Origin of the sequence: Mesorhizobium sp. M7A.F.Ca.MR.148.00.0.0 (genome assembly GCF_003997735.1) — a bacterium.
In the GTDB taxonomy this organism is placed as follows: Bacteria; Pseudomonadota; Alphaproteobacteria; order Rhizobiales; family Rhizobiaceae; genus Mesorhizobium.
In genome coordinates, this window is the sequence record NZ_RZTB01000063.1 from 1 (window position 1) to 25,205 (window position 25,205).

Sequence of the window (25,205 nt, forward strand, 5' to 3'; positions counted from 1 at the left end):
CGCGACGGCTGCTGCGGGGCGTCACGGTCCAGAGTGGGCATGCCTGCTCTGCCACTTGTCCCGTTCAAACAATAGATTTCGTTGCCGGCGCATCTTCTCCACGCCAGCTTTCCAAATTCTGCACCGTAGCGAAAATTCAGAAGTCACGGAATGGATCCTCGGGTCTTCGCGACGTCGCTTCGCTCCTGCTCCGCCCGTGGATGACGAAGGTGGGGAAGCCTCGTCCAATCTCCGAAGCTTAGGATTGCACTTCTGAAGGCACGCGTTTCACGGTATCTCGGTTAAGAACTCCGCAAAGGCCACCGGCATGAACCTGACCGTATCCTCCTGGCAATTCTGGGCATTGCTCTCAGCTGCGTTCGCTGCCCTGACGGCGATCTTCGCCAAGGTTGGCATCGAGAACATCAATTCCGATTTCGCCACCTTCATCCGCACGGTCATCATCCTGATCGTGCTGGGTGCCATCCTGCTTGCCAGCGGCCAGTTCCAGTCGCCGGCCACGATCTCGGGAAAGACCTGGGCTTTCCTCGGCCTGTCCGGTCTGGCGACCGGCGCGTCATGGCTCTGCTACTTTCGGGCGCTCAAGATCGGCAATGCGGCGCAGGTGGCGCCGATCGACAAGCTAAGCGTCGTGCTTGTGGCGGTGTTTGGCGCGGCCTTTCTCGGCGAGCGGTTGTCCGGAGCGAATTGGCTTGGCGTCGCCCTTATCGCGGCGGGCGCGGTGCTGGTCGCCTATCGAGGCTAGTTGCGCGCCGTTGCGGGCATTCTTTGTTTCAAGACGGGTGATGAAGATATCGAAGCGATTGGGCATCGTCCGGTCAGTGCTCCGTCGTGCTATCGGGTTTGTTGTCGGAAAGCCTGACGTTGGTCGGCAAAGCGCTCACGGCTCGCTCTTTGGCCAGGCTGTGCTCGGTCTTGGCAGATAGGCGCTTGTCCCTGGGCGCGGCACCGCGCTTGCGGCCGGCATAGTAGGGCTCGAAAGCGTCCTGTATCTTCAGGCTGTCCATCCTGTCCTCCTCCGGAATCAGGGGGCTAATCTGCCAACGCCGGTTTGGTTCCCCACTGTGGCAAAGGAAAGGCGAATTCCTTACATCGGCGTCAGCTTTTGCAAGCCCGCGTCAGCCGTGCCAAACAGGGCTGAATGGAGAAGTCATCGGTGACCGCAGAGACGAGCAAGCGCAGCTATGTGGTCGGGCAGACCGAGATCGCGGCACGGCCATTGGAACCGGCGCTCTATCTGGTGGCGACGCCGATCGGCAATCTCGCCGACATCACGCTGCGCGCGTTGGAGACGCTGGCCGCCGCCGACATCGTTGCTTGCGAAGACACGCGGGTGTCGCGCGTGCTGCTCGACCGCTACGGCATTCGCCGCCGCACCACGGCCTATCATGAACACAATGCCGGCGAGGCCGGGCCGAAGCTGATATCGGCACTTCAGGCCGGGCAGAGCGTGGCGCTGATCTCCGATGCCGGCACGCCGCTGGTATCCGATCCCGGCTACCGGCTGGTCGGCGAGGCGCTCGACCACGGCATCCGCGTCGTGCCTATCCCCGGCCCGTCAGCGCCGCTGGCGGCCCTGACGGCATCCGGCCTGCCCTCCGATGCCTTCCTGTTCGCCGGCTTCCTGCCGGTCAAATCAGGGCAGCGGCTGACACGGCTGGAAGCACTGAAGGCCGTGCCGGCGACGCTGATCTTCTTCGAATCGCCGCGCCGGCTGGCTGACTCCCTGGCTGCCATGGTCGAAGCGCTCGGCGGCGAGCGCAAGGCCGCTATCGGCAGGGAATTGACCAAGACTTTTGAAGAGATGCGCACCGGTACGCTGCAGGCGCTGGCCGACCACTATGCTGCGGCCGATACGCCGAAGGGCGAAATCGTCGTCTGCGTCGGTCCGGCCGAGGCCAGGGTCGACGAGCCTGAAGACATCGACCGTCTGCTTCTGTCGCTTGCCGCCGAAATGCCGGCCTCCAAGGCGGCCGCGGAAGCCGCGAAGATGACCGGCGGCCAGAAACAGGCCCTCTATCGGCGGCTGCTTGACCTCAGGGAGACTTCTGGAGAAAGCGACAGTGGCTGAGCGCCCAAGCGTCAGCCGCCAAAAGGCCTATCGACGCGGTCATCGCGGCGAATGGCTGGCGGCGGCAGCACTGATGATGAAGGGCTACAGAATCCTTGCGCGCCGCCACCGCACACGCTTCGGCGAGATCGACCTGATCGCGCGGCGCGGCGATCTGGTGCTGTTCGTCGAGGTCAAGGCGCGCCGCACGCTGATGGAAGCCATGGAGGCGATCGGTCACGAATCGGAGCGTCGCATAGAAGGCGCGGCTGACATCTGGCTGTCACGCCAAGCGGACTATGGCAGATTGTCGATGCGCTTCGACATGGTCGCCGTGCTGCCTTGGCGCTGGCCGGTGCATGTCGAGAATGCATTTTACGGGAGGAGTTGAGGGGCCACTTACGGGCGTTGCTCGCCCTTCGCTGGCTCAGGGCGTTCGTCGTTCGGAAAGCCAAGCAATTGGCTTTCCGTCCGCTTCGCGGACCACTCCTCACCCCCAGATCATCAGCGCCATCAACCCGACACCGCCGACCACCAGCCGCCACCAGCCGAACAGCGCGTAGCCTTTGCGCGAGACGTAGTCGAGCAGGAAGCGCACGACGATGAGCGCCGTGACAAAGGCGGCGACGAAGCCGACGGCGATGATCGGCAGGTCGGCACTGCTCAGCACGTTGCGGTTCTTGAACAGGTCGAAGGCGAAGGCGCCGACCATGGTCGGGATCGCAAGGAAGAAGGAAAATTCAGCGGCCGCGCGCTTGTCGACGCCCAAAAGCAGGGCGCCGACGATGGTCGAGCCCGAACGCGATGTGCCGGGAATGAGCGACAGGCACTGGAAAAGCCCGATCTGCAGGTAAAGCCGGGTCGGGAAGCGCTCGACGTCGCGGTAGACCGGCTTGAGGTTCATGCGGTCCACCGCCAGCAGCACGACGCCACCGATGATCAGCATGATGCAGATCAGCCTCGGCGATTCGAACAGCACCGTCTTGATGAAATCATGCGCCAGCGCGCCGATGATCGCCGCCGGCAGGAAGGCGATCAGGATGCCGATGGCGAAATGCCGCGTCAGCCGGTCATGCGGCAGTTCGAGCAGCATCTTCCACAGGCGGCGGAAATAGACGCTGAGGATCGCCAGGATGGCGCCGAGCTGGATCAGGATCTCGAAGGCCTTGCCGGTCGAATGGAAGCCGAGGAAATGACCGGCAAGCAGAATATGGCCGGTCGACGACACCGGGATGAACTCGGTCAACCCCTCCAGCAGGCCGAGCAGCAGGGCTTCGACGATGGTCTGGCTTTCCATGGCTACCTCGGCATTGGCGTGACGGCTGACAGAAGGGCTTGCTTGTCATGGCGTTGAAGTCCCCCTATAGGTCGCAACACCCTGACGGCCCGCTAACCGGGCGGCCAAGACTTACCGGTGCGCCCTGCGATTCGCCAGTGCGCTTTATCATCGCGGAACCATGCTGACGCTTTTCCACCATCCCATGTTCGCCACCTGTCGCTTCGTCCGCCTCGCATTCGGCGAGTATGGCGAGGAGCTGGCTTTGATCGAGGAAAAGCCGTGGACCCGGCGCAAGGAGTTCCTGGCGCTGAACCCGGCCGGAACGCTGCCGATCCTGCTGGCAGAAGGCGACGTGCCGATCGTCGGCGCGACGGTGATTTCGGAGTATCTCGATGAAACGCGCGGCGTGCTGAAGCGCGACAAGCGGCTGTTCGCCGAGGACCCGATGCAGCGCGCCGAAATCCGCCGGCTCATCGACTGGTATCTCAACAAGGCTGAAAGTGAAGTCACTCGCCATCTGGTGCGCGAGCGCGTGCTCAAGCCGGTCATGCCGGAAACCGCTGGCGGCGGCTCGCCCGATTCGGGCGCGATCCGTGCCGCGCGCGCCAACATCCGCCAGCACATGAAATACACCAACTGGCTGGCCGGCACCCGCCATTGGCTGGCTGGCTCCAGGGTCACCTATGCCGATCTCGCGGCCGCGGCGACGCTGTCGGTGCTCGACTATCTCGGCGAGATCGACTGGCGCGAGCACAGCGCTGCACGCGAATGGTACACGCGGGTCAAGTCGCGGCCCTCCTTCCGGCCGCTTTTGACCGACCGGGTGCGCGGCCTGTCACCGGTGTCGCATTATGCGGACCTCGACTTCTGACGCCGCAAAACTGCGCGCGATGATCGACGCGGAGGCGCAGCGCGCCGGCTTCGATGCCGTTGCCGTCACCTCCCCCGATGCGATCCCGCTGGCGCCGGCGCGCCTGGCCGAATTCGTCGCTGATGGCTTTCATGGGTCAATGGACTGGATCGCCGAGACGCTGCAACGCCGCAGTGAACCAACGGCCCTCTGGCCGCAGGTGCGCTCGATCATCGTGCTTGCGATGAACTATGGCCCCGACCATGATCCGCGCGGGGTGCTGGCCAAGCGCGACTCCGGCGCGATCTCGGTCTATGCGCAAAACCGCGACTATCACGATGTGATGAAGGGGCGGCTGAAGGAGATCGCCGGCAAGATCGTGGCGCGCGCCGGGGGTGATGTGAAGGTATTCGTCGACACTGCGCCGGTGATGGAAAAGCCGCTGGCCGAGGCCGCCGGGCTCGGCTGGCAAGGCAAGCACACCAATCTGGTCAGCCGTGAACACGGCTCCTGGCTGTTCCTCGGCACCATCTTCACCACCGCCGAACTCGTGCCCGACCGCGCCGAGATCGACCATTGCGGCTCCTGCCGTGCCTGCCTCGACGCGTGCCCGACCGATGCCTTTCCGGCGCCCTACCGGCTCGATGCGCGGCGCTGCATCTCCTATCTCACCATCGAGAACAAGGGGCCGATTCCGTACGAATTCCGCGAAAAGATCGGCAACCGCATCTATGGCTGCGACGATTGTCTTGCCGCCTGCCCGTGGAACAAATTCGCCCGGGCAGCTTCCGAAGCAAAACTCGTCGCGCGCGATGATTTGCGCGAGCCGCCGCTCGCCGACCTTTTGGGTCTCGATGACGCGGCCTTCCGCGCTTTCTTCTCCGGTTCGCCGATAAAACGCATCGGCCGCGACCGGTTCATCCGCAACGTGCTGATCGCCGCCGGCAATTCCGGCGATGCCTCTCTTGCCGACACTGTGCGCGCCTTGCTGGACGATGCCTCGCCGCTGGTGCGGGGCGCGGCAATATGGGCGCTGGCGCGGCTGGTGCCCGATGCCGAATATTCAGAACGGGCAGCCATCGGCCTGAAAACCGAAAGCGACGAAGCCGTGCGCGACGAATGGCGTTTGGCGCGGCCAACCAGGGCGAATGCATGAGCGAAAAGCAGATATTCATCTTCGGCGCCGGCCATTCCGGCAGGGCTTTTGCTCGGGCTAACAAAGGCGCCGCGACGATCTTCGGCACGACACGCTCGCCGGAAAAATTCGAGACGCTACGGCAGGCCGGTGTCGCGCCGCTCCTGTTCGACGGCGCGATGACCGGCGAAATCGGTGATGCATTGGGAAAAACAACGCATCTGCTGATTTCGGTCGCCCCGGAAGAGGCCGGCGATCCTGTGCTGAATGCCGCCCGCGCGGGAATCCTCACTCAAATGCCGGTGCTTGAATGGATCGGCTATCTCTCCACCGTCGGCGTCTACGGCAATTATGACGGCGCATGGGTCGATGAAACGGCGGAATGCCGGCCGGTGTCGAAGCGCTCCGTGATGCGGGTGGCCGCCGAACGAGAATGGCTGGAGCTGGGCCGCGAGATCGGCCGGCCGGTGGCGATCCTGCGCCTGTCCGGCATTTACGGCCCCGGCCGCAACGCGCTGGTCAATCTGGAAAACGGCACTGCAAGGCGGCTGGTCAAGCCGGACCAGGTGTTCAACCGCATCCATTGCGACGACATTGCCGGCGCCCTGTGGCAGCTCATCCAAGGCAATACAGGCGGCATCTTCAACGTCACCGACGACCTGCCGGCGCCGCCGCAGGATGTCGTCGCCTATGCCGCTTCGCTAATGGGTATCGAACCGCCGCCCGAAATTCCCTTCGACGCCGCCCAACTTTCGCCCATGGCACGGTCCTTCTATGGCGAGAACAAGCGTGTCGCAAACGCGGCGATCAAGGCGGCGGGCTATTCCCTGCGCTTTCCAGACTACCGCGCCGCCTTCGACCATATGTGGGCAAGCGGCGATTGGCGTGACGGCGAAGCGCGCAGCCCGATGAAGCGCTGACCATCGAAGCCGCGGGCGCAGCGTGCTATGATTCGGCCTTGGGATTGCGGTGGAGAACCGGGTTCATGAAGACAGCGATGAGGCTATCTCTAGGCAAAACGCCCCTGTTGGCCGCTGCGCTCGGCCTGCTTGCCGTGCTTGGGTTAGCCGTTCAGCCGGCGAGTGCCGAGGAGCGGGCAAAAGACCTGTTCGGCGCCAAGAAACTGCCGGCCGCGACCGCGGCGCAGTCGATCGGATTCTATTCCAAGGGCTGTTTTGCCGGCGGCGTCGCCATTCCCTTGGACGGTCCGACCTGGCAGGTGATGCGGCCGTCGCGCAACCGCCGCTGGGGCCATCCGGCGATGATCGCGGTAGTCGAGAAATTGTCGCGCGACGCAGCGGCCGATGGTTGGCCAGGCCTGCTGATCGGCGACATTTCGCAGCCGCGCGGCGGCCCGATGCTGACAGGACATGCCTCGCACCAGATCGGGCTCGACGCCGACATCTGGCTGACGCCGATGCCCCGCCGCCCGCTGTCGATGGCGCAGCGCGAATCGATGAGCCCCACCTTGATGGTCGATGAGAAGCCCCATCTGGTGAAGGACGCGCTGTGGACGCCAGCGCACACAAAGCTTCTGAAGCGGGCGGCGAGCTACGGCCAGGTCGAGCGCATCCTGGTCAATCCGGGCATCAAGAAAAAGCTCTGCGACACCGTCAAGGGCGACCGCTTCTGGTTGCGCAAAGTCAGGCCGTTCTGGGGCCACGACTATCATTTTCACATGCGCATCGGCTGCCAGCCCGGATCGCCCGGCTGCAAGGCGCAGGAAGCGACGCCGGACGATGACGGTTGCGGCAAGCCGCTGGCCTGGTGGTTCACGCAGGAGCCGTGGCGGCCCAACAAGAACCCCGATGCGCCCAAGGCGCGCGACCTGATGACGATGGCGAACCTGCCGAGCGAGTGCCGCGCCGTGCTCGACGCGCCGGGGCTGTCGTCGGCCGAGGCGGCGACCTACCATGGCGGCGGCGTGCCGGTCGCGGCTGCCGCGCCCGAACCCGAAGCGCCGTCATTGCCCGCCACCCCGGCCGCCGCCGGCTTGCCAAGCACGATGAACGCTTTCACGGCGACGCCCGAGATCGGCGTGCCGCTGCCGCGACCGCGGCCGCCTGGAAACTGACGATCACGGCTTATAGCTTACAGCCTTATAGGCAGGCTCAATCGGTTCAGCGCCTCATTTTTGCGAAACCGTGGCGGTTTGGCCGCAGAGCCGGCCTCAGCGCGCCGCCGGGGTCGAAAACCGTTTCCCTTTTCAAACCCATGCGCTAGTCAACGGAAGAACGGCCAGATGCCGTCGGGGGCGCCGGAGACGGACGAGAGCATGCCACGCACAGGCGACGACGATACTTTGTTGCGGTTTCCGATCCTGATCGGCGACATCGGCGGCACCAATGCGCGCTTTTCGATCGTGCTCGACGCCAATTCCGAGGCAGGCGAGCCGACCATTGTCCAGACGGCGAACTACAACACCATCGACGAGGCGATCCAGGCGGCCGTGCTCGACCGCTCGTCGGTGCGCCCCAATTCGGCGGTGCTGGCGGTGGCTGGCCCGGTCGACGGCGACGAGATCGAACTCACCAACTGCCCCTGGATCGTCAAGCCGAGGAAAATGTTCGCCAGCCTCGGCCTGAGCGACATCGTCGTGCTCAACGATTTCGAGGCGCAGGCGCTGGCCGTCGTCGCGCTCGGCGAGGAGCACATGGAAAAGATCGGCGGCGGCACGCCGGAGCCCAATGCCGGGCGCGTCGTGCTCGGTCCAGGAACCGGGCTCGGCGTCGCCGGGCTGGTCCACGCGCTGCACCACTGGATACCGGTCCCCGGCGAGGGCGGCCATATGGACATCGGCCCGCGCACACCGCGCGATTTCGAGGTTTTTCCGCATATCGAGAAGCTCGAAGGCCGCGTTTCGGGCGAGCAGATCCTGTGCGGACGCGGTCTGGTCAATGTCTACAGGGCGGTAGCCAAGGCGGACGGCAAGCCGTCGCCCTTCACCACGCCGGCCGAGATCACTGCCGCGGCACTTGCGAAAACCGATCCGGTTGCAGAGGAAGCGCTGGAGATCTTCGTCACCTGCCTTGGGCGCACCGCAGGCGACCTTGCTCTGGTGTTCATGAGCCGCGGCGGTGTGTTTCTCACCGGTGGCATCGCGCAGAAGATCGTGCCGGCGCTGAAAGCCGGCAATTTCCGGGCCGCTTTCGAGGACAAGGCGCCGCACAGCGCGATGATGCGCACCATGCCGGTCTACGTCATCACCCACCCGCTGGCCGCACTTCTGGGCCTTGCCGCCTATGCCAGGAACCCCTTGCTGTTCGGTGTCCAGACGGAGGGCCGGCGCTGGCAGGCCTGAAAGCCAGCGAAGCGCTCGCGCCCCGCGACGAAGTTAATCAGGTGCGGGCATAGGCAATCAGGCCGCAGGGCGTTAAGAGGGGTGCCGAATTTGCAGCCCGGTCCCACGAGGCGGAAAACCACAAAGCGCTCCCGATTTGACACTTCAAGCTCCAAACAAACAAAAAGCCCGGCCCGGCGAGGTCACAGCGGTGCTCCGCCGCATCCTCGCTGAAAACGGCAAAGAGTATCGCTGGACCTATGTCGTCGCCGTCTCTTGCCTGCTGATCGTTTCCGGCACCACTGCCTTCACGGCGTGGATCATGGCCCCGATGATCAACCAGATCTTCTACGAACGACGCGGCGATATGCTCTGGTTGATCTGCGCCGGTTTCATGGGGGCCTCCCTGCTGCGCGGCTTCGCCGGTTACGGCCAAGCAGTCGCGTTGGCCAGTATCGGCAACAATCTGGTCGCGCGCTACCAGAAGCGCAGCTTCGACCATCTGATGAAGCTCGGCGTCAACTTCTTCAACGATACGCGTTCCGGTCGGCTGGCGGCACAGGTCAGCGAGAATGTCGGCGGCGTTCGCGATCTGCTGTCGCTGACACTGACCTCCATCAGCCGCGACGCGGTCACGCTGGTCGCTCTCGTCGGCGTGATGATCTATCAGGATCCGGTGTTGTCGCTCAGCTCGCTGCTGATCGGCCCTCCACTGATCTGGGCCGTCGTCTATATCACCCGCCGACTGCGGCGTATCAACCGGGAATCCGTCCTGATCAATTCGCGGCTGAACGGGTCCGTGCAGGAAGCCACGCAAGGCATCGCCATCGTCAAGGCCTTCACCTTGGAGGCCGAGCTGGCGCGCCGCATCGGCATCATGGCGGACACGGCCGAGCAGCGTAACAACAAGATCGCCCGCGTCTCGGAGCGGCTGTCGCCGATTTCCGAGATTCTGGGCGGTCTCGCCATCACCTCCGTGCTTGCCTATTCCGGCTACCGGGCGTTGTATCTTGGGCAGCCGCCGGGCGCGGTTTTCTCCTTCATCACCGCGCTGATCATGGCTTACGATCCGGCAAGACGCCTGGCGCGCACACAGGTGGGCATGGAACGTGCCCTGGTTAACGCGCGCATGATCTACGAGTTGCTCGACCTGGAGCCGAAACAGGGCGACGCACCCGATGCCGTCGAGGCGAGGATCACCACCGGCGAGGTGCGTTTCGACAATGTGACGTTCGGCTACAGCGCCGACATGCCGGTGCTTAGGGACCTGAGCTTTACCGCCGCGGCCGGCAAGGTGACGGCGATCGTCGGTGCGTCGGGCGCCGGCAAATCGACGCTGGTGGCGCTCTTGCAGCGCTTCTACGACGTCGATCGGGGCAGCATCGAGGTCGATGGCCAGGACATCTCGAAGGTAACCAAGCATTCGCTGCGGCAGTCGATCGCCTATGTGGCGCAGGCGCCCTATCTGTTCGAAGGCACGATCCGAGACAACATCCGCTACGGCCGTCTGTCGGCCACGGACGCCGAGATCGAGCAGGCGGCGAAACAGGCGGCAGCCGACGAGTTCATCCGCCAGCAGCCGCAAGGTTACGACACGCCGGTCGGCGAAGGCGGCTCGACCCTTTCCGGCGGCCAGCGCCAGCGCGTCTCGATCGCCCGCGCCATCGTGCGCCAGGCACCGATTCTGCTGCTCGACGAGGCGACATCGGCGCTCGACAACGAAGCGGAGGCGCGCGTCCAGGAAGCGCTGACCCAAGTCATGCAAGGCCGCACGACCATCGTCATAGCGCATCGGCTGTCGACGGTGGTCAATGCCGACCACATCATCGTGCTGGAAGAGGGACGGTTGGTCGAGGAAGGCACCCATGCGACGCTGATGGCCGACCCGGACAGCATCTATTCCCGCTTCCACCGCATCCAGGGCAAGAAGGGACTGGGGCTTGTCGAGGACCGCGAGCCGATCCAAACTCCGGTCCGGGCCACGCGTGCGAAGAAGACTGCTGTGAGGAGCACATGAGCGAAGCAGGCGATATGGGCCTTGTGGTGGTGGGCGCTGCCGGCCGCATGGGCCAGACGCTGATCCGTGCCATCCACACCATCCCCGGCGCGCGGGTCATCGGCGCGGTCGAGCGGGCGGGTTCGCCCTATCTGGGCAAGGACGCAGGCGAACTGGCGGGCATCGGCATCATCAATGTGCCGATCGGCGACGACCCGTTGCCGGTCTTCGCCAAGGCAGACGGCGTGCTCGATTTCACCACCCCGGCCTCATCAGTCGAATTCGCTGGCTACGCCGCGCAAGCGCGCATCGTTCACGTCATCGGCACGACCGGGTGCACGGCCGACGACAATGCGAAAATCGCGGCGGCGGCGCGCCATGCGACCATCGTCAAGTCGGGCAATATGAGCCTCGGCGTCAATCTTCTGGCGGTGCTGGTCGAACAGGCGGCGCGCGCGCTCGATGCCGACGATTTCGACATCGAGATCCTCGAAATGCACCATAAGCACAAGGTCGACGCGCCGTCGGGCACAGCACTTCTGCTCGGCGAAGCTGCCGCCGCCGGGCGCGGTATCCCCCTTTCCGGCAACGACGTGCGGGTCCGCGACGGCCACACCGGCGTGCGCAAGACCGGCTCGATCGGCTTTGCCACGCTCCGCGGCGGCTCGGTGGTCGGTGACCACAGCGTGCTGCTGGCTGGCACCGGCGAGCGCATCACGCTTGCCCACCATGCAGAGGACCGCGCCATCTTCGCCCGCGGCGCCGTCAAGGCCGCCTTGTGGGCGCGCGGCAAGAAGCCAGGATTGTATTCGATGCGGGACGTGCTCGGCTTGAGCTGAGGCGGACCATCCACACCTTGTAGGAGCAAACATGTCGAGAACCCTCGTGCTCGTGCGTCACGGCCAGAGCGAATGGAATTTGAAGAACCTGTTCACCGGCTGGCGCGACGTCGACCTGACCGAGCAGGGTCACGCCGAGGCCAAGGCCGCCGGCCAGAAACTCAAGGCGCGTGGCATGAAATTCGACATCGCCTTCACCTCGGCGCTGATCCGGGCGCAAAAAACCTGCCAGCACATTCTCGACGCGGTCGGCCAGAGCGATCTGAAAACCATCCGCGACCAGGCACTCAACGAGCGCGACTATGGCGACCTCTCCGGCCTCAACAAGGACGACGCCCGCAAGAAATGGGGCGAGGACCAAGTGCATGTCTGGCGCCGCTCCTACGACGTGCCGCCGCCGGCCGGCGAAAGCCTCAAGGACACCGGCGCCCGCGTCTGGCCCTATTACCTGCACGACCTGCAGCCGCATGTGCTGCGCGGCGGCACCGTGCTGGTCGCTGCGCACGGTAACTCGCTGCGCGCGCTTATCATGGCGCTGGACGGCAAGTCGGGCGAGGAGATCGTCAAGCTGGAACTCGGCACCGGCGTGCCGGTCATCTACCAGCTCAACGCCGATTCCACCGTCGCTTCGAAGGAAGTGCTGGACGACTGAGCCGGCGAACGGAGCACCTGCGAAAAAAGCGCGTTGACAGCAATCGCTTGCCCGCTTACATGAGCCCGCACCAGCCCAGATGGCGGAATTGGTAGACGCGCACGGTTCAGGTCCGTGTTCCGCAAGGAGTGGAGGTTCGAGTCCTCTTCTGGGCACCAAATTCCCGTTTCGAACCATTCAACGGTTCAGAAACTTAGAGAAAAAGCCCGGCTCGTCCGGGCTTTTTCTTTTCAGCCAACCTCCCCTCGCGGCTAGCTCCTCAACAAACCGCTTCAAACTCCGCGCCCGCTTCGTTACGCTCAAAACCATGTCTCAATCCACCACCCAGATCTTCGGTGCCCGCCGCGACCAGGCGTTCCCCACGCTGGCCGAGGTGGACATCGACCGCATGCGCCGGTTCGGCGAGGCCAGCTTCTATGCAGCCGGCGAGCACATCATCGAAGCCGGCGATGTGGCGCCCGGTCTGATCGTCGTGCTGTCGGGCAGCGTGGACATCACGCAGGACGGCGGGCTCGGCCGGCGCGAGACGATCGTCACGCATGGCCCAGGCAGCTTTGTCGGCGAGCTGGCGCAGCTTTCGGCCCGTCCCTCGCTGGTCAATGCGCAGGCCGCCGAACCGGTGGAGGCGTTCGTCATCGCCTCGCAGCGGCTGCGCGACCTGATGGTGCAGGAGGCCAATCTCGGCGAGCGCATCATGCGGGCGCTGATCCTGCGCCGCGTCGGGCTTTTGGAGAGCGCCACCAGCGGGCCGATCATCATCGGACCCCAGGACAATGCCGACGTGTTGCGCCTGCAGGGCTTCCTCGCCCGCAGCGGCCAGCCGCATCGCGTGCTCGATTCCGGCAGCGATCCCTGCGCCAAAACCCTGGTAGAACGCTTCGAGGTCGATCCTCACCACCTGCCGATCGTGCTCTGTCCAAACGGCAGGCTGCTGATGAACCCCGGCGAAAAGGACCTCGCCCGCTGCATCGGCCTGCTGCGGCCGATCGATGCCGATACGGTCTATGACGTGGCCATCGTCGGCGCCGGCCCGGCAGGGCTGGCGGCGGCGGTCTATGCGGCCTCCGAGGGGCTATCGACGATCGTGCTCGATTGCCGCGCCTTCGGCGGACAGGCCGGTGCATCCTCGCGCATCGAGAACTATCTTGGTTTCCCCACAGGCATTACCGGCATGGCGCTGATGGCGCGCGCCTACAACCAGGCGCAGAAATTCGGCGTCGAAATGGTCATCCCGGACGAGGCGAAGCTTTTGAGCGCCGCCTCCGACGCGTCAGGCGCCCGCTATCTGCTCGATGTCGGCGATGGCGAGACCGTGCGCACGCGCAGCGTGGTGATCGCCAGCGGCGCGCGCTATCGCCGCCTCGACATCGCCAATCTGGCGCGGTTCGAGGGAACGTGCGTGCATTACTGGGCGTCGCCCATCGAAGGGCGGCTTTGCGCGGACCAGGAAGTGGCGCTGGTCGGCGCCGGCAATTCGGCCGGGCAGGCGGCTGTCTACTTGGCCAGTCATGCGCGCAAAGTGGCGCTGCTGGCGCGCGGTGGCAGCCTCGATGCCAGCATGTCGCGCTACCTGGTCGAACGCATCAAGGCGCAGCCTAACATCGAGGTGCTGACCGGGACCGAAATCGAGGCGCTGGACGGCGAAGAGGGCAATCTTGGCACGGTGCGATGGCGCAACCGCGCCAGCGGCGCGGAAACGACGCGCCCGATCCGCCATCTCTTTCTCTTCATCGGCGCCGACCCGAACACCGATTGGCTGGTGAATTGCGGTGTGGCGCTGGACGCCAGGGGGTTCGTGCGCACCGGATCGGAGCTGGGATCGGCGCAGATGGAGACGAGCCGCAGCGGCGTGTTCGCCATCGGCGACGTCCGCGCCGGTTCGGTCAAACGCGTCGCGGCGGCTGTCGGCGAAGGCGCCCAGGTGGTCGCGGCATTGCATGCCTATCTCGCGCGCGCGGACGCACCTCAAACAGCAGGGAGACCATGATGGATGAATGCAGGCATACGCGCGACATCAGGAAGGTGACGCCGAGTGCGCTCGGCTGCGAGGAGTGCCTGAAGAGCGGGTCGCAATGGGTGCATTTGCGGCTCTGCCGCACCTGCGGCCATGTCGGCTGCTGCGACGACTCGCCCAACCGCCACGCCACCAAACATTTCCACGCCACCAAGCATCCGATCATCGAGGGCTACGATCCGCCGGAAGGCTGGGCATGGTGCTATGTCGACGAGGTGTTTGTCGACCTCGGCGACGACGTGACCCCGCAGAACGGCCCGATCCCGCGCTTTGTTTGAGCGGCGCCGCATGGCGACGGAATCCCGGGAAAAGCGCGATCCGTCCGGGCTTCATTGGCGGCGGTTTCCCTGCTGAACGGCCTGGCAGTCAGTCAGCGAAATACAGATATCCCAGCCACCCGGCCAGCACGATCGAGGCAGTCCAGATACAAACAATGATCACCGCCGCGTAGCGGCTCACCGGCCTGTCGGCGGCCAGCGCGGCGGTCTTTCTGTGTTCCGCCATCACCTCGGGCGGTATCATCCTGACCACGGCAAGGACGCCCAAAGGGACAAGGATGACGTCGTCGAGATAGCCGATCACCGGAATGAAATCGGGGATCAGGTCGATTGGCGACAAGGCATAGCTTGCAACACACACGGCAAGCGCCTTGGCGTACCAGGGCGTTCGGGGATCGCGAGCGGCGAGGTAGAGCGCATGCACATCGCGCTTGATCGTTCGGGCCCACTCATTCAGTGCCATCGGATGATTTTAGCGCCAAATGAAAACCGCCGATAGCGCACGCCAGGCGCCCGCCTCCGACAGCATCTCGAAGAGCCGATGACCGCCGGTCTACCGCACGGAGCCGGTGACGGTCGGGTCGATCATGCTGGGAACGGATTTGCGTTCGTTGCCGGCAAGCGCCGCTATGATCAGCAGGCTGGCAACCACCGGGACAAACAGGATGGCAACGCGAGCTTGCACGTAAAAGATGGCGCGCCATTCATTGCGCTTGTCGGGGCTGTTGCTCATCATACTCACTTTGTCGGTCCCCCACGCGGTGACATAGCTGCAAACGGTTAAACAACTCCTTCCGACTTCGTTAACCCAGCGGAATTGAGGCGAAATTCCCAGGCGATCCCAGAGATGGCGATGCCAGGCTTCAATTCAGCCCGATAAGCCTGGCGCCCTGCCGGAACAGCGCCACGGCGTCCGGCTCGAAGCGGAAGGTGCCGATGAAATCGTCGGCGCAATAGTCCGGCCTTGTCTTGCGAATGGCGGCGGCGAAGCCGCGCGCCTCTTCGAGCCGTCCGGCCAGCGCCAGGCAGTGCGCGGCGATCGCCAGTATGATGGCGTGGGCGTTGGGCCGCGCCGCCGCCTTCAGCGCCCATTCGGCCGCTTCCTCGAACTGGCCGAGCCGGACATGCGCCATGGCGCGTGCGCCCAGCATGCCGAACAGCAGCGGGTCGAACGGGCTGAGATGGCGCGAATGATCGGAAGAGCCGATCGCCGCTTGCGGGTCGCCCGACTGCGAATGCACGAAGGACAGCGCATAGTGGCCGAGCGCGAAATTGGGGCTGAGATCGACCGCCCGCTCGAGTTCGAGCAGCGAGCCGTCCTGCTCGCCGCGCAGCCACAGCGCCCGGCCCATCGCCCAATGCGCGGCCGGATTGTGGTCGTCGACCAGCAGGCTGTGTCCGGCGCTCTCGAAGGCCAGGGCGCTTTCGCGGTCGCGGTCGCCCCAGCGCTGGAAGGCGTTCTGCCAGTGGGTGAAGGACAGGCCGGCATAGGCGCGGGCAAAGGTCGGGTCGAGCTGCAAGGCCTGGGCAAAGAAATGCCGCGCCTGCTCGTTTTCCGCCTGCGTGAAGCGGTACATATGCCAGAGGCCGCGATGGTAGGCCTCCCAAGCGTTGAGCGAGCTGGGCGCCTTCAGCATAGCGCGGTTGCGCTCGACCGTTTCGATCTCGGCCGAGATCGAGGAGACGATGCTGTTGCCGATGTCGTCGAGCACGGAAAAGATGTCATCGGGCCTGCGCTCGAAGGTCTCGGCCCAGATGATCCTGGCGCTGCGCACCTCGATCAGTTCGACGCTGACGATGAGGCGGCCGGACGGGCTGCGCACGGTGCCGGTGGCGACATAGTCGACATTCAGCCGGCGGCCGGCATCCTCGGGCGCGATGTTCTGCTCTGCCAGCGCAAACACCGATCCGCGCGCGATGACAAAGAAATCCCTGAGCTTGGCCAGGCGGGTGATGATGTCGTGGGTGAAACCGTCGGCCAATCCGCCGCGCGTGCCGCCACTCTCCTCGACAAACGGCATCACCGCCAGCGAAGCGTGGCTGGGCTCGACCGGGCCGGGTGCGGTGGGCGTGGTGGCCACCAGTGGCGATAGCGTGGACAGGCCGGCCGGCTGTGTCCGTAGCGAGGCTCCGGGCCGTTGTTCACGGATCGCCTGCCAAGCCGCGCGAAGCGGTGCGAAATCGAGCTCCTCCGACCGGAACAATCGCTCCGCCGAAGCCAGGTGCTGCTCTGCCGCGCCGGCCTCGCCGCGCCCTGCCAGATTGGACAGCAACGCCAGATGTCCGCACGTGTCGAACGGCGCCAGTTCCACCCATGTGTCGAGATGGGCGATCGCCTCGTCACTATGCGCCGGCAGGCTCGCGACAAGCCGTTCCAGCACGGCGGCATGGCAAGCGCTGAAGCGGCGGCGCTGCGCGATCAGCCAGCTGTTGAAATGCGGGCTGCGCTCGAGCTCCAGCCCGTCGAGGAAATCGCCGGCAAACAGTTTGGCCAGCGCCCGCAAGCGGTCGACCTCAAGGCTGCCGATCCCTTGCTTGGCGGCCTGGCTGACCTCCAGCGCATCGACCAGGCAATCGCTGAGATCCAGCGCGACCGTGTCACCCTGTGTCGCGACCCGGTGTCGGCCCGGCGCGTCGAGTGCGCCGCGCAGCTTGCTGAGGCACCAGCGCAGCTCGCCCCTTGGATCGGTCGGCACATCCCACAACAACTCGCACAGGCGACTGCGGCCGACCGGATGCGGCGCCAGCGCCAGATAGGCCAACAGCGCGCGCAGCTTGCGTGACGACGGCAACGTAACCGGCACATCATTGCGGGAGATCGCCAGCGGTCCGAGCAGGCGCACGGAAAGGACCGGCATGTCGCCGTCCGGCCTCGATCGGCTGGTTTCCACGTGCGTTTCCACGCCTGCTCCCACGCTGGCCTGTCGGCCTCTCCTGTATCACCAAACACGACACGGCGCATCCGGCAGCGGATTTCAGCGCCGGATGCAGCCATTGCCGCTGTGCGGCATGTCAGTCCTAGCGCGGCAAGGTCACCAAACCTCCCCGCCCGACCCGCCGGTTTGTAACCGGCCCGTGAAGACAAAACGCGATGACAATCAAGGAGACCAAGATGTTGCAGCAGCAGAAGATCAGAACCACGGCCGGGCGCGGCCGCTTGTTCGACAGCATTCTCGACACCGTCGGCGACACGCCGGTGGTGCGCATCAACAATCTCGGACCGGCCCACGCGACGATCTACGTCAAGGCCGAGTACTTCAATCCCGGCGCCTCGGTGAAGGACCGGCTGGCGCTCAACATCATCGAGGAGGGCGAGCGCAGCGGTGCGCTGAAGCCGGGCCAGACAGTTGTCGAGGCGACCAGCGGCAACACCGGCATTGGCCTCGCCATGGTCTGCGCGCAGAAGGGCTATCCGCTGGTCGTCACCATGGCCGACAGTTTTTCGGTCGAGCGCCGCAAGCTGATGCGCATGCTGGGCGCCAAGGTGGTGCTGACGCCGCGCGCCGAAAAAGGTTTCGGCATGTACAAGAAGGCGGTGGAACTGGCCGAGGCCAATGGCTGGTTCCTCGCCCGCCAGTTCGAGACGGCCGCCAATGCCGCCATCCACGAGGCGACGACGGCGCGCGAGATCGTCAATGACTTCGCCGGCTCGCGGCTCGATTGCTTCGTCACCGGCTATGGCACCGGCGGCACGGTGGTGGGCGTGGCGCGCGTGCTGCGCCGCGAGCGTCCGGAAACCCGCATCGTGCTCTCCGAGCCGGCCAACGCGCAGCTCATCGGCAGCGGCAAGGTTCAGCAGCGCGGCGCCGATGGTGCCCCGGCCGCCAGCCATCCAGCCTTCGAGCCGCACCCGATCCAGGGCTGGACGCCGGACTTCATCCCCAACGTGCTGCAGGAGGCGATCGACACCAGCCTCTATGACGAGGTGATGCCGATCGCCGGGCCCGAGGGCATCAAATGGGCCAGGGAATTGGCGCGGAAAGAGGGCATCTTCACCGGCATTTCCGGCGGCGCCACCTTCGCCGTGGCACGGCAGGTCGCGGAGAAGGCGCCGGCCGGCGCGGTGATCCTGTGCATGCTGCCCGACACCGGCGAGCGCTACATGTCGACGCCGCTGTTCGACGGGATCGAGGCCGAGATGGATGCCGAGGAGGCCGCCCTGTCGCGCTCGACGCCCGGCTGCCAGTTCCCGGCGACTTGACGGGAGATCTGGTATGGACGCCATGCAAGAAAACCTCGGCCTGGTGGCCGAGGAAACGCTCGATCCCCTGGACTGGGCCGATGTGCAGGCCCTGTCGCACCGCGTCATCGACGATGCGGTCGATTATCTCCGCGATGTGCGCGACCGCCCGGTCTGGCGGGAGATGCCGGCCGATGTGAGAGAGGCCTTCTCGGCGCCGCTGCCGCGCTCGCCGGCGCCGCTTGCCGCCGTCTATGGCGAGGTCTCGCGCACGGTGATGTCCTATCCGATGGGCAACATCCATCCGCGCTTCTGGTCCTGGTATATGGGGTCGAGCAACTTCACCGGCGCGCTCGGCGACTTCCTGGCGGCCATCCAGGGCTCGAACCTCGGCGGCGGCAACCACGCCGCCGGGCTGATCGACAGCCAGGTGGTGAACTGGTGCAAGGAGATGCTGGGCTTTCCAGCTTCTGCCGGCGGCACGCTGGTCAGCGGCGGCTCGATGGCCAACATCATAGGGCTGACCGTGGCGCGCAACGTCAAGGCCGGCATCGACGTGCGCGAGCATGGCGTTGCTGCCATCGAGAAGCCGCTGCGCTTCTACGGCTCGGAGCAGATACACTCGTGCCACCGCAAGGCGATGGAGGCACTCGGCCTCGGCAACCGGGCACTGCGCCGCATCCCGACCGATGCCGGGCTGCGCATCGATATCGCTGCCTTGCGTGCGGCGATCACTGAGGACCGCGCGGCAGGGTTCAAGCCGGCCTGCGTCATCGGTACGGCCGGCACCGTCAACACCGGGGCGATCGACGATTTGCAGGCGCTTGCGAAGCTGGCACATGAGGAAGGCCTCTGGTTCCATGTCGACGGCTGCATCGGTGCACTGATCGCCATTGCGCCTGAAAACGCGCATCGCGTCGCCGGCATCGAACGGGCGGATTCGGTCGCGCTCGATCCGCACAAATGGCTGCACGCGCCGTTCGAGGTCGGCTGCGCCCTGGTCAGGGATGCCGCCGCGCATCGCGGAACCTTCGCTGTGACGCCGGAATATCTGGAATCGACGCCGCGCGGCCTCGCCTCCGGCGAATGGCTGCATGATTACGGCCTGCAGACGTCGCGCGGTTTTCGCGCGCTGAAGGTGTGGATGGCGCTGAAGGAGCACGGTGTCGAGAAATTCGGCCGCCTGATCGACCAGAACATTGCCCAGGCTGTCTACCTTGCCGGCTTGATCGAGGCCGCGCCACAGTTGCAGCTGGCGGCATCGCCGACCGTCAACATCGTCTGCTTCCGCTATCAGCCCGGTCTGACAGGCGAGGCTCTTAAGGCGCTCAACACGGAGATCATGCTGCGGCTGCAGGAACAGGGCATTGCGGCCCTTTCGGACACCACGGTGCATGGCGAGCACTGGTTGCGCGTGGCGATCACCAATCATCGCACACGGCGCGAGGATCTAGACCTTCTGGTGCATGAAACGGTGCGGCTGGGGCATGAGATCGCAACGCAGGGTTCCGCGCCTTCCTAGTTACGGGCAGGCATGCGATTCTGCCGCGATGATTCGGGAGATCCAGGTCGTGACGCTGTTTCGTATGGTTGCACTGGCGGCGCTGGTCTTCACCGCCTCGGCGCAGGCCGCCGACATGGCTTTCTTCGTGAAGAACCTGCGCAAGGAATCTGTCGCGGTCGAGCTGTTCAGTCGCGACCGTGAGACGGTCTGGCCGGGCAATGACAAGGTGTTCCTGATCGAACCCGAGTCGCAGAAATCCGTGCCGCTGTCCTGCAATCAGGGCGAACATATCTGCTATGGCGCCTGGGCTGACGGCAATGACAGCCTCTCGGCCGGCGTCGGGCCGGACAATGACCAGCCCTGCGACACCTGCTGCTTCATCTGCGTGGAACACTCGACCGAGACGATCGATCTGGTGCCCTAGAGCGCGGAAGTGTCGTTGGACCCAAATTAAGTCAGGGATCGGCCCGTCCGGTCCACTTCCGCGATTCAGCGCTGCATGCAATGGTCGCCCCGCGGCCGGGTGGGCCGCTTATTCGGGGGGTTATCATGTTTCATGCCTATGCGCGCCGCATGCTGGCCGCGCTGTCCTTCGTCATGCTGGTTGCGTCGGCGGCGCAAGCCGACGATGTCACCTTCGCCATCAAGAACAGCCACCCCAACGCCATGCGCGTCGAGCTCTACAGCCAGGATCGCGACTATGTTTGGCCGGGCGAGGACAAGGACTATTTCCTCGACGACGGCGAGACCAAGCAGCTGCCGATATCCTGCAACGCGGGCGAATCGATTTGCTACGGCGCCTGGGTCGATGGCGACGAGGGCACCTATTGGGGCGTCGGTCCCGGCAACACGGAAAAATGCGAGGATTGCTGCTACACCTGTAGCGGCGGCGAGACCGAGGAGATCGAGCTGGTCCCCTGACCGGTTTGCCAGCTTGACGGTCTTCGGGCCGGAGCCATAGCCTGTGCAAATACCCAGCGCGCGCCGCCTCGCACTGTTCAGACGCGACGTGCTTCAGGCAAAAGGAGCCCAGCTATGGCCGGCATGGTCGAAAGCGACAAGATCGATGTCGGGTTTTCCGGCAAGCACTGCATCCATTCGCGCAACTGCGTGCTCGGCGATCCGCATGTCTTCGTGCCCAACGCGCCGGGCCAATGGATCCATCCCGAGGCGGCCAGCGTCGAGAAGATCGTCGCCATCGCCGAGAGCTGCCCTTCGGGCGCCATCACCTATGTCAGGAAGGATGGCCGGCCGCAGGAGCAATCACCGGTGGTCAACACGGTGCGGCTGCGGGAAAACGGCCCGCTGGCGGTACACGCCGAGATCGTGCTCGACGGCGAGACTTCTTATCGTGCCACGCTCTGCCGCTGCGGCGCTTCGGAAAGCAAGCCGTTTTGCGACGGCAGCCACAACAAATCCGGTTTTGCCGCCACCGGCGAGCCGCCGCTGAAGGACACGCTGGCGCTCGAAGCGAGGAACGGTCCGCTGAAAGTGACGCCGACCACCAATGGCCCGCTCAAGCTTGAGGGCAATCTCGAGATCGTCACCGGAACCGGCCATACGGTCGACCGTACGCAACGCGCCTTCCTCTGCCGCTGCGGCCATTCCGCCAACAAACCGTTCTGCGATGGCACGCACAAGAAGGTGGGGTTTGTGGGGTAGCTGCGATCTCCCTCCTTGAGGGGGAGATGGCCGGCAGGCCAGAGGGGGTCGTCTCGCGTAGAGCGCTGGCTTCCTCTTTCGCCTCGTATGAAGTCGCATCCAGTCGTGCCGACCCCCTCAGCGCTCGCGGCTTTATCGCCCGCTCCGTATCGGCTAAGGCAGGGACAAATAAATTGCCACCCGGACCGCCGCCAAAAATGACTGCCAAGACCAAGCCAAAGCCGCTGTTCCTCGGGATCGACACCGGCGGCACCTATACCGATGCCGTGTTGTGGTCTGAAACGGAAGGCCCGCAAGAAGGCCCGAACAAAGGCAAGGTGCTGGCCAAGGCCAAGGCGCTGACCACAAGGCATGATCTGGCCGTCGGCATTTCCGGTGCCGTCGACGCGGTGCTGGGCAAGGCCGGAACCGATCCGGCGGATATCAAGCTGGTGTCAATGTCGACGACGCTTGCCACCAACGCGCTCGTCGAGGGCCAGGGCGGCCGTGTCGCGCTGGTGATGATCGGCTTTTCCGAGGGCGACCTCGCCCGCGACGGGCTGAAGGCCGCGCTGGGCACCGATCCGGTGGTTTTTTGTCCGGGCGGTCACGACGTGCATGGCAATGCCGCCTGGCTCGACCTGTCTGGGCTGGAAGCGATGCTGCCGGAACTCGGCGCGTCGGTGTCCGGCTTTGCCGTCTGCGCCTATTTTGCCACCCGCAATCCGGCGCATGAGATCGCCGCCCGCGAGCTGATCCGCGAAAAGACAGGCCTGCCGGTCACATCGAGCCACGAGTTGTCGGCCAAGCTCGGCGGCCCGCGCCGGGCGTTGACCACTTTGCTCAACGCCAGGCTGATCTCGATGATCGACCGGCTGGTGGCGGCAACCGAAGGTTTTCTTGGAGAACGCAACATCGCAGCCCCGCTGATGGTGGTGCGCGGCGACGGTGCGCTGGTTTCGGCCGCGTTTGCCCGCCAGCGGCCGATCGAGACCATTCTGTCCGGCCCAGCCGCCAGCCTGGTCGGCGCCCGCCACATGACCGGGCTCGACAATGCCATGGTGTCCGACATCGGCGGCACCACCACCGACGTCGCCGTGCTCGATGGCGGCCGTCCCAGGCTCGACCCGGAAGGCGCCACCGTCGGTGGCTTCCGGACCATGGTCGAGGCCGTCGCCATGCGCACCTTCGGCCTCGGCGGCGATTCCGAAGTGGCGCTGGAAGATGGCGCGCTCAACCCGAAGATTCTGCTTGGACCGCGCCGCCTGGTGCCGTTGGCGCTGGCCGGCATGGCGCACGGTACAGCTGTCACCTCCGAACTCGAACGCCAGCTGCGGGCGCCCAATCCCGGCCGCATGGACGGCCGCTTCGCGGTGCGCACCGGCGTGCCGGATCGGCTCGCCGCAGGCCTGACCGGCGCCGAAGCCAAGCTCTACGAGCTGATTGGTGCCGTGCCGCTCGCCGTCGACAGGCTTTTGACCTCGAACGCGCAGAACGCGACGCTGAACCGGCTGGTGTCGCGCGGGCTGGTGCATGTCGCCGGCTTCACCCCGTCGGACGCCGCCCATGTGCTCGGCAAGCAGGCGAACTGGGAGCCCATCGCCGCGCGCCTCGGTGCCGAACTGTTCGCCCGCAAGCGTGACGGCCGTGGCCAGTACATCGCCGCCTCGCCGGAAGCGATCTCGGAGCGGGTGCTGGTGACGCTGACCCGCTGGTCGGCCGAATACATCCTCGAGACCGCCTTTGCCGAGGATGGGCTCGATGGCGCGTCGACGGTGGCGCACGCCCTGGTGCAGCGCGCCGTCGACGCGCATCCCGGCATCGCCCGCCTGAGCGTTGCGCTCGACCGCCCGGTCATCGGCCTCGGCGCCTCGGCGCCGCTGCACTATGCCGGGCTGCCGCCGCTGATCGGCAATGACTGCGTGGTGCCCAGGGATACCGATGTCGCCAACGCGCTTGGCGCCGTCGTCGGCCAGGTCAGGGTTTCGGCCGAGGCGCGGGTCAGCCAGCCCATAGAAGGGCTGTTTCGTCTCGCCTCGGGCGAGACCGTGCGCGATTTCCTCGACGAGGCGACGGCTATCGCGGCGGCCGAGGCCGATGTCCGCGCCATCGTCGCGGAGCGCGCTATGGAGGCCGGCACCGACAGCGCCGAGATCGACGTCGCCACCGAATTCCGGGTCTCGACCGTCGAAGCCCAGCGCATGTTCATCGAGGCGCATGTCGTGGCGGTGGCCTCGGGACGGCCGCGCATTGCGGTTTGAGCGGGGCGGCGAAATACGCCACCTTCACCCTAAGCTGAATTGACCCGGCAAACCTGACATGCCAAAGGCCCGCAAAGCCTTTCATCTGGAGTAGCCTGATGACCGACCGCATCGAGATCGCCGGATTGCGGATTGCCCGCGAGCTGCATGAGTTCGTGGCCAGGGAAGCGCTGCCGGGCACGGGCGTCGAAGCGGACGCCTTCTGGAACGGTTTTTCGGCCATCATCCATGATTTGGCGCCGAAGAACCGGGCGCTGCTGGCAAAGCGCGACGCCATCCAGGAACAGATAGACGGCTGGTATCGCGATCACGGCGCGCCGGTCGACATGGAGGCCTACAAGGGCTTCCTGAAAGAAATCGGCTATCTCGTTCCCGAAGGCCCGGCCTTCAGCGTATCGACCGCCAATGTCGACCCCGAAATTGCTGATGTTGCCGGACCGCAGCTGGTCGTGCCGGTGATGAATGCGCGCTATGCGCTCAACGCCGCCAATGCGCGCTGGGGGTCGCTCTACGATGCGCTCTACGGCACCGATGCCATCCCCGAAACGGATGGCGCCGAAAAGGGCAAAGCCTTCAATCCGGCGCGCGGCGCCAAGGTCGTTGCCTGGACGAAGGCCTTTCTCGACGAGGCTGCCCCGCTCACCTCGGGCAAATGGGCCGGCGTCAACGGGCTGTCGCTGGCGCAAGGCGCCTTGCGGCTGAGCGCCGGGGCCGGCTCGACCACGCTGGCCAACCCGAAGCAATTCGTCGGCTACCGTGGCGACGCGGCCAATCCCGATGCGGTGCTGCTGGTGCGCAACGGCCTGTACATCGAGATCGTGATCGACCGCAACAACCAGATCGGCCGCACCGATCCGGCTGGCATCGCCGATGTCATCCTGGAATCGGCGCTGACCACCATCCAGGACTGCGAGGATTCGGTCGCGGCGGTGGATGCGCCAGACAAGGTCGTCATCTACCGCAACTGGCTCGGCCTGATGAAGGGCGATTTGGCGGAAGAGATCACCAAGGGCGGCAAGAGCTTTGTCCGCAAGCTCAATCCCGACCGCTCCTACACCGCGCCCGCCGGCGGCACGCTGACTGTGCCCGGCCGCTCGCTGATGCTGGTCAGGAATGTCGGCCACCTGATGACCAACCCGGCGATACTTGATCGCGACGGCAATGAGGTTCCTGAAGGCATCCTCGATGCGGCGATGACGGCGCTGATCGCGCTGCACGATGTCGGGCCGAACGGCCGCCGCGCCAA

General features: G+C 65.3%; 25 protein-coding genes and 1 tRNA gene. 21 read left to right on the forward strand and 5 right to left on the reverse strand.

What is annotated here, in order from left to right; translation table 11 throughout:
- Positions 1-307: 307 nt before the first annotated feature.
- The gene (locus EOB49_RS21210; protein ID WP_127297006.1) at positions 308-745 is read left to right on the forward strand and encodes an EamA family transporter; all 438 of its coding nucleotides are present in this window, start codon (positions 308-310) and stop codon (positions 743-745) included.
- Between the two features lie 73 nt (positions 746-818).
- Here the strand turns inward: EOB49_RS21210 and EOB49_RS21215 are convergent, their stop codons facing one another.
- Entirely contained in the window at positions 819-1,007 is a 189-nt protein-coding gene (locus EOB49_RS21215) for a hypothetical protein (protein ID WP_127269534.1), read from the reverse strand.
- 134 nt (positions 1,008-1,141) lie between these two features.
- On the opposite strand from EOB49_RS21215, the gene rsmI reads away from it, so the two are divergent.
- Together rsmI and EOB49_RS21225 are read left to right on the forward strand one after the other, a co-directional pair.
- Positions 1,142-2,071, forward strand: coding sequence for a 16S rRNA (cytidine(1402)-2'-O)-methyltransferase (gene rsmI / locus EOB49_RS21220; RefSeq protein WP_127382148.1), 930 nt, complete (start codon positions 1,142-1,144; stop codon positions 2,069-2,071).
- Positions 2,064-2,441, forward strand: a complete 378-nt coding sequence (locus EOB49_RS21225) for a YraN family protein (RefSeq protein ID WP_127269758.1) — start codon at positions 2,064-2,066, stop codon at positions 2,439-2,441. The genes rsmI and EOB49_RS21225 overlap by 8 nt, the downstream gene beginning before the upstream one ends.
- 99 nt (positions 2,442-2,540) lie before the next feature.
- On the opposite strand, the gene EOB49_RS21230 is transcribed toward EOB49_RS21225, so the two are convergent.
- Complete coding sequence (locus tag EOB49_RS21230; protein ID WP_127269760.1) at positions 2,541-3,347, reverse strand: undecaprenyl-diphosphate phosphatase; 807 nt, start codon at positions 3,345-3,347, stop codon at positions 2,541-2,543.
- A gap of 160 nt (positions 3,348-3,507) precedes the next feature.
- Between EOB49_RS21230 and EOB49_RS21235 the strand changes: the two genes are divergently transcribed.
- The 11 genes from EOB49_RS21235 to EOB49_RS21285 all read left to right on the forward strand — a co-directional run bounded on the left by EOB49_RS21235 (position 3,508) and on the right by EOB49_RS21285 (position 14,373).
- On the forward strand, positions 3,508-4,200 hold the full coding sequence (locus EOB49_RS21235; RefSeq protein WP_013528622.1) for a glutathione S-transferase family protein: 693 nt from the start codon (positions 3,508-3,510) through the stop codon (positions 4,198-4,200).
- Positions 4,181-5,335 (forward strand): tRNA epoxyqueuosine(34) reductase QueG, encoded by a 1,155-nt coding sequence (gene queG, locus EOB49_RS21240; protein WP_127382149.1) that lies wholly within the window; start codon positions 4,181-4,183, stop codon positions 5,333-5,335. Before EOB49_RS21235 ends, queG begins: the two co-directional genes overlap by 20 nt.
- Positions 5,332-6,234, forward strand: coding sequence for an SDR family oxidoreductase (locus EOB49_RS21245; protein ID WP_127382150.1), 903 nt, complete (start codon positions 5,332-5,334; stop codon positions 6,232-6,234). The genes queG and EOB49_RS21245 overlap by 4 nt, the downstream gene beginning before the upstream one ends.
- A gap of 65 nt (positions 6,235-6,299) precedes the next feature.
- The gene (gene mepA, locus EOB49_RS21250; RefSeq protein WP_127382151.1) at positions 6,300-7,388 is read left to right on the forward strand and encodes a penicillin-insensitive murein endopeptidase; all 1,089 of its coding nucleotides are present in this window, start codon (positions 6,300-6,302) and stop codon (positions 7,386-7,388) included.
- Between the two features lie 201 nt (positions 7,389-7,589).
- The gene (locus EOB49_RS21255; protein ID WP_127321173.1) at positions 7,590-8,615 is read left to right on the forward strand and encodes a glucokinase; all 1,026 of its coding nucleotides are present in this window, start codon (positions 7,590-7,592) and stop codon (positions 8,613-8,615) included.
- A gap of 136 nt (positions 8,616-8,751) precedes the next feature.
- Entirely contained in the window at positions 8,752-10,611 is a 1,860-nt protein-coding gene (locus EOB49_RS21260; protein WP_127382152.1) for an ABC transporter ATP-binding protein, read from the forward strand.
- Complete coding sequence (dapB, locus tag EOB49_RS21265) at positions 10,608-11,429, forward strand: 4-hydroxy-tetrahydrodipicolinate reductase (protein WP_127382153.1); 822 nt, start codon at positions 10,608-10,610, stop codon at positions 11,427-11,429. The genes EOB49_RS21260 and dapB overlap by 4 nt, the downstream gene beginning before the upstream one ends.
- 31 nt (positions 11,430-11,460) lie before the next feature.
- Positions 11,461-12,081 carry a 2,3-bisphosphoglycerate-dependent phosphoglycerate mutase gene (locus tag EOB49_RS21270; protein WP_127382154.1) on the forward strand — a complete coding sequence of 207 codons (621 nt, stop codon included), beginning with the start codon at positions 11,461-11,463 and terminating at the stop codon, positions 12,079-12,081.
- 73 nt (positions 12,082-12,154) lie between these two features.
- Positions 12,155-12,239: transfer RNA gene (locus tag EOB49_RS21275), tRNA-Leu, on the forward strand.
- Between the two features lie 149 nt (positions 12,240-12,388).
- Positions 12,389-14,068 (forward strand): cyclic nucleotide-binding domain-containing thioredoxin-disulfide reductase, encoded by a 1,680-nt coding sequence (locus tag EOB49_RS21280; RefSeq protein ID WP_127382155.1) that lies wholly within the window; start codon positions 12,389-12,391, stop codon positions 14,066-14,068.
- Positions 14,065-14,373, forward strand: a complete 309-nt coding sequence (locus EOB49_RS21285) for a UBP-type zinc finger domain-containing protein (RefSeq protein ID WP_027161196.1) — start codon at positions 14,065-14,067, stop codon at positions 14,371-14,373. The genes EOB49_RS21280 and EOB49_RS21285 overlap by 4 nt, the downstream gene beginning before the upstream one ends.
- A gap of 88 nt (positions 14,374-14,461) precedes the next feature.
- Here the strand turns inward: EOB49_RS21285 and EOB49_RS21290 are convergent, their stop codons facing one another.
- The 3 genes from EOB49_RS21290 to EOB49_RS21300 form a co-directional block, all read right to left on the reverse strand.
- Positions 14,462-14,836 carry a YkvA family protein gene (locus EOB49_RS21290; protein ID WP_127269768.1) on the reverse strand — a complete coding sequence of 125 codons (375 nt, stop codon included), beginning with the start codon at positions 14,834-14,836 and terminating at the stop codon, positions 14,462-14,464.
- A gap of 90 nt (positions 14,837-14,926) precedes the next feature.
- Positions 14,927-15,109, reverse strand: a complete 183-nt coding sequence (locus EOB49_RS21295) for a hypothetical protein (RefSeq protein ID WP_013528612.1) — start codon at positions 15,107-15,109, stop codon at positions 14,927-14,929.
- A 127-nt stretch (positions 15,110-15,236) separates the two neighbouring features.
- Entirely contained in the window at positions 15,237-17,231 is a 1,995-nt protein-coding gene (locus EOB49_RS21300; protein WP_127382156.1) for a transcriptional regulator, read from the reverse strand.
- A gap of 254 nt (positions 17,232-17,485) precedes the next feature.
- Here EOB49_RS21300 and cysK point away from each other — a divergent pair, with 254 nt between their 5' ends.
- The 7 genes from cysK to EOB49_RS37785 all read left to right on the forward strand — a co-directional run.
- Positions 17,486-18,574 carry a cysteine synthase A gene (gene cysK, locus EOB49_RS21305; protein ID WP_127268753.1) on the forward strand — a complete coding sequence of 363 codons (1,089 nt, stop codon included), beginning with the start codon at positions 17,486-17,488 and terminating at the stop codon, positions 18,572-18,574.
- A 13-nt stretch (positions 18,575-18,587) separates the two neighbouring features.
- On the forward strand, positions 18,588-20,075 hold the full coding sequence (locus EOB49_RS21310) for an aspartate aminotransferase family protein (protein WP_127382157.1): 1,488 nt from the start codon (positions 18,588-18,590) through the stop codon (positions 20,073-20,075).
- Between the two features lie 49 nt (positions 20,076-20,124).
- The gene (locus tag EOB49_RS21315) at positions 20,125-20,481 is read left to right on the forward strand and encodes a hypothetical protein (protein WP_127318989.1); all 357 of its coding nucleotides are present in this window, start codon (positions 20,125-20,127) and stop codon (positions 20,479-20,481) included.
- A 125-nt stretch (positions 20,482-20,606) separates the two neighbouring features.
- A complete protein-coding gene (locus tag EOB49_RS21320) occupies positions 20,607-20,978 on the forward strand; it encodes a hypothetical protein (RefSeq protein WP_027040247.1) in 372 nt (123 codons plus the stop codon).
- Between the two features lie 114 nt (positions 20,979-21,092).
- Positions 21,093-21,719 (forward strand): CDGSH iron-sulfur domain-containing protein, encoded by a 627-nt coding sequence (locus tag EOB49_RS21325; RefSeq protein ID WP_127382158.1) that lies wholly within the window; start codon positions 21,093-21,095, stop codon positions 21,717-21,719.
- Between the two features lie 197 nt (positions 21,720-21,916).
- A complete protein-coding gene (locus EOB49_RS21330) occupies positions 21,917-23,959 on the forward strand; it encodes a hydantoinase/oxoprolinase family protein (RefSeq protein WP_127382159.1) in 2,043 nt (680 codons plus the stop codon).
- A gap of 98 nt (positions 23,960-24,057) precedes the next feature.
- The coding region (locus tag EOB49_RS37785; RefSeq protein WP_245472772.1) for a malate synthase G at positions 24,058-25,205 on the forward strand (1,148 nt) is incomplete at its 3' end.

What these genes read in the sequence shown, in the direction of transcription:
- EOB49_RS21210 (WP_127297006.1), top strand. Translation starts at nt 308, where the DNA reads ATGAACCTGACCGTATCCTCCTGGCAATTCTGGGCATTGCTCTCAGCT.
- EOB49_RS21215 (WP_127269534.1), bottom strand. Translation starts at nt 1,007, where the DNA reads ATGGACAGCCTGAAGATACAGGACGCTTTCGAGCCCTACTATGCCGGC.
- rsmI (WP_127382148.1), top strand. Translation starts at nt 1,142, where the DNA reads ATGGAGAAGTCATCGGTGACCGCAGAGACGAGCAAGCGCAGCTATGTG.
- EOB49_RS21230 (WP_127269760.1), bottom strand. Translation starts at nt 3,347, where the DNA reads ATGGAAAGCCAGACCATCGTCGAAGCCCTGCTGCTCGGCCTGCTGGAG.
- EOB49_RS21235 (WP_013528622.1), top strand. Translation starts at nt 3,508, where the DNA reads ATGCTGACGCTTTTCCACCATCCCATGTTCGCCACCTGTCGCTTCGTC.
- queG (WP_127382149.1), top strand. Translation starts at nt 4,181, where the DNA reads ATGCGGACCTCGACTTCTGACGCCGCAAAACTGCGCGCGATGATCGAC.
- EOB49_RS21245 (WP_127382150.1), top strand. Translation starts at nt 5,332, where the DNA reads ATGAGCGAAAAGCAGATATTCATCTTCGGCGCCGGCCATTCCGGCAGG.
- mepA (WP_127382151.1), top strand. Translation starts at nt 6,300, where the DNA reads ATGAAGACAGCGATGAGGCTATCTCTAGGCAAAACGCCCCTGTTGGCC.
- EOB49_RS21255 (WP_127321173.1), top strand. Translation starts at nt 7,590, where the DNA reads ATGCCACGCACAGGCGACGACGATACTTTGTTGCGGTTTCCGATCCTG.
- dapB (WP_127382153.1), top strand. Translation starts at nt 10,608, where the DNA reads ATGAGCGAAGCAGGCGATATGGGCCTTGTGGTGGTGGGCGCTGCCGGC.
- EOB49_RS21270 (WP_127382154.1), top strand. Translation starts at nt 11,461, where the DNA reads ATGTCGAGAACCCTCGTGCTCGTGCGTCACGGCCAGAGCGAATGGAAT.
- EOB49_RS21280 (WP_127382155.1), top strand. Translation starts at nt 12,389, where the DNA reads ATGTCTCAATCCACCACCCAGATCTTCGGTGCCCGCCGCGACCAGGCG.
- EOB49_RS21285 (WP_027161196.1), top strand. Translation starts at nt 14,065, where the DNA reads ATGATGGATGAATGCAGGCATACGCGCGACATCAGGAAGGTGACGCCG.
- EOB49_RS21290 (WP_127269768.1), bottom strand. Translation starts at nt 14,836, where the DNA reads ATGGCACTGAATGAGTGGGCCCGAACGATCAAGCGCGATGTGCATGCG.
- EOB49_RS21295 (WP_013528612.1), bottom strand. Translation starts at nt 15,109, where the DNA reads ATGATGAGCAACAGCCCCGACAAGCGCAATGAATGGCGCGCCATCTTT.
- EOB49_RS21300 (WP_127382156.1), bottom strand. Translation starts at nt 17,231, where the DNA reads ATGCCGGTCCTTTCCGTGCGCCTGCTCGGACCGCTGGCGATCTCCCGC.
- cysK (WP_127268753.1), top strand. Translation starts at nt 17,486, where the DNA reads ATGTTGCAGCAGCAGAAGATCAGAACCACGGCCGGGCGCGGCCGCTTG.
- EOB49_RS21310 (WP_127382157.1), top strand. Translation starts at nt 18,588, where the DNA reads ATGGACGCCATGCAAGAAAACCTCGGCCTGGTGGCCGAGGAAACGCTC.
- EOB49_RS21320 (WP_027040247.1), top strand. Translation starts at nt 20,607, where the DNA reads ATGTTTCATGCCTATGCGCGCCGCATGCTGGCCGCGCTGTCCTTCGTC.
- EOB49_RS21325 (WP_127382158.1), top strand. Translation starts at nt 21,093, where the DNA reads ATGGCCGGCATGGTCGAAAGCGACAAGATCGATGTCGGGTTTTCCGGC.
- EOB49_RS21330 (WP_127382159.1), top strand. Translation starts at nt 21,917, where the DNA reads ATGACTGCCAAGACCAAGCCAAAGCCGCTGTTCCTCGGGATCGACACC.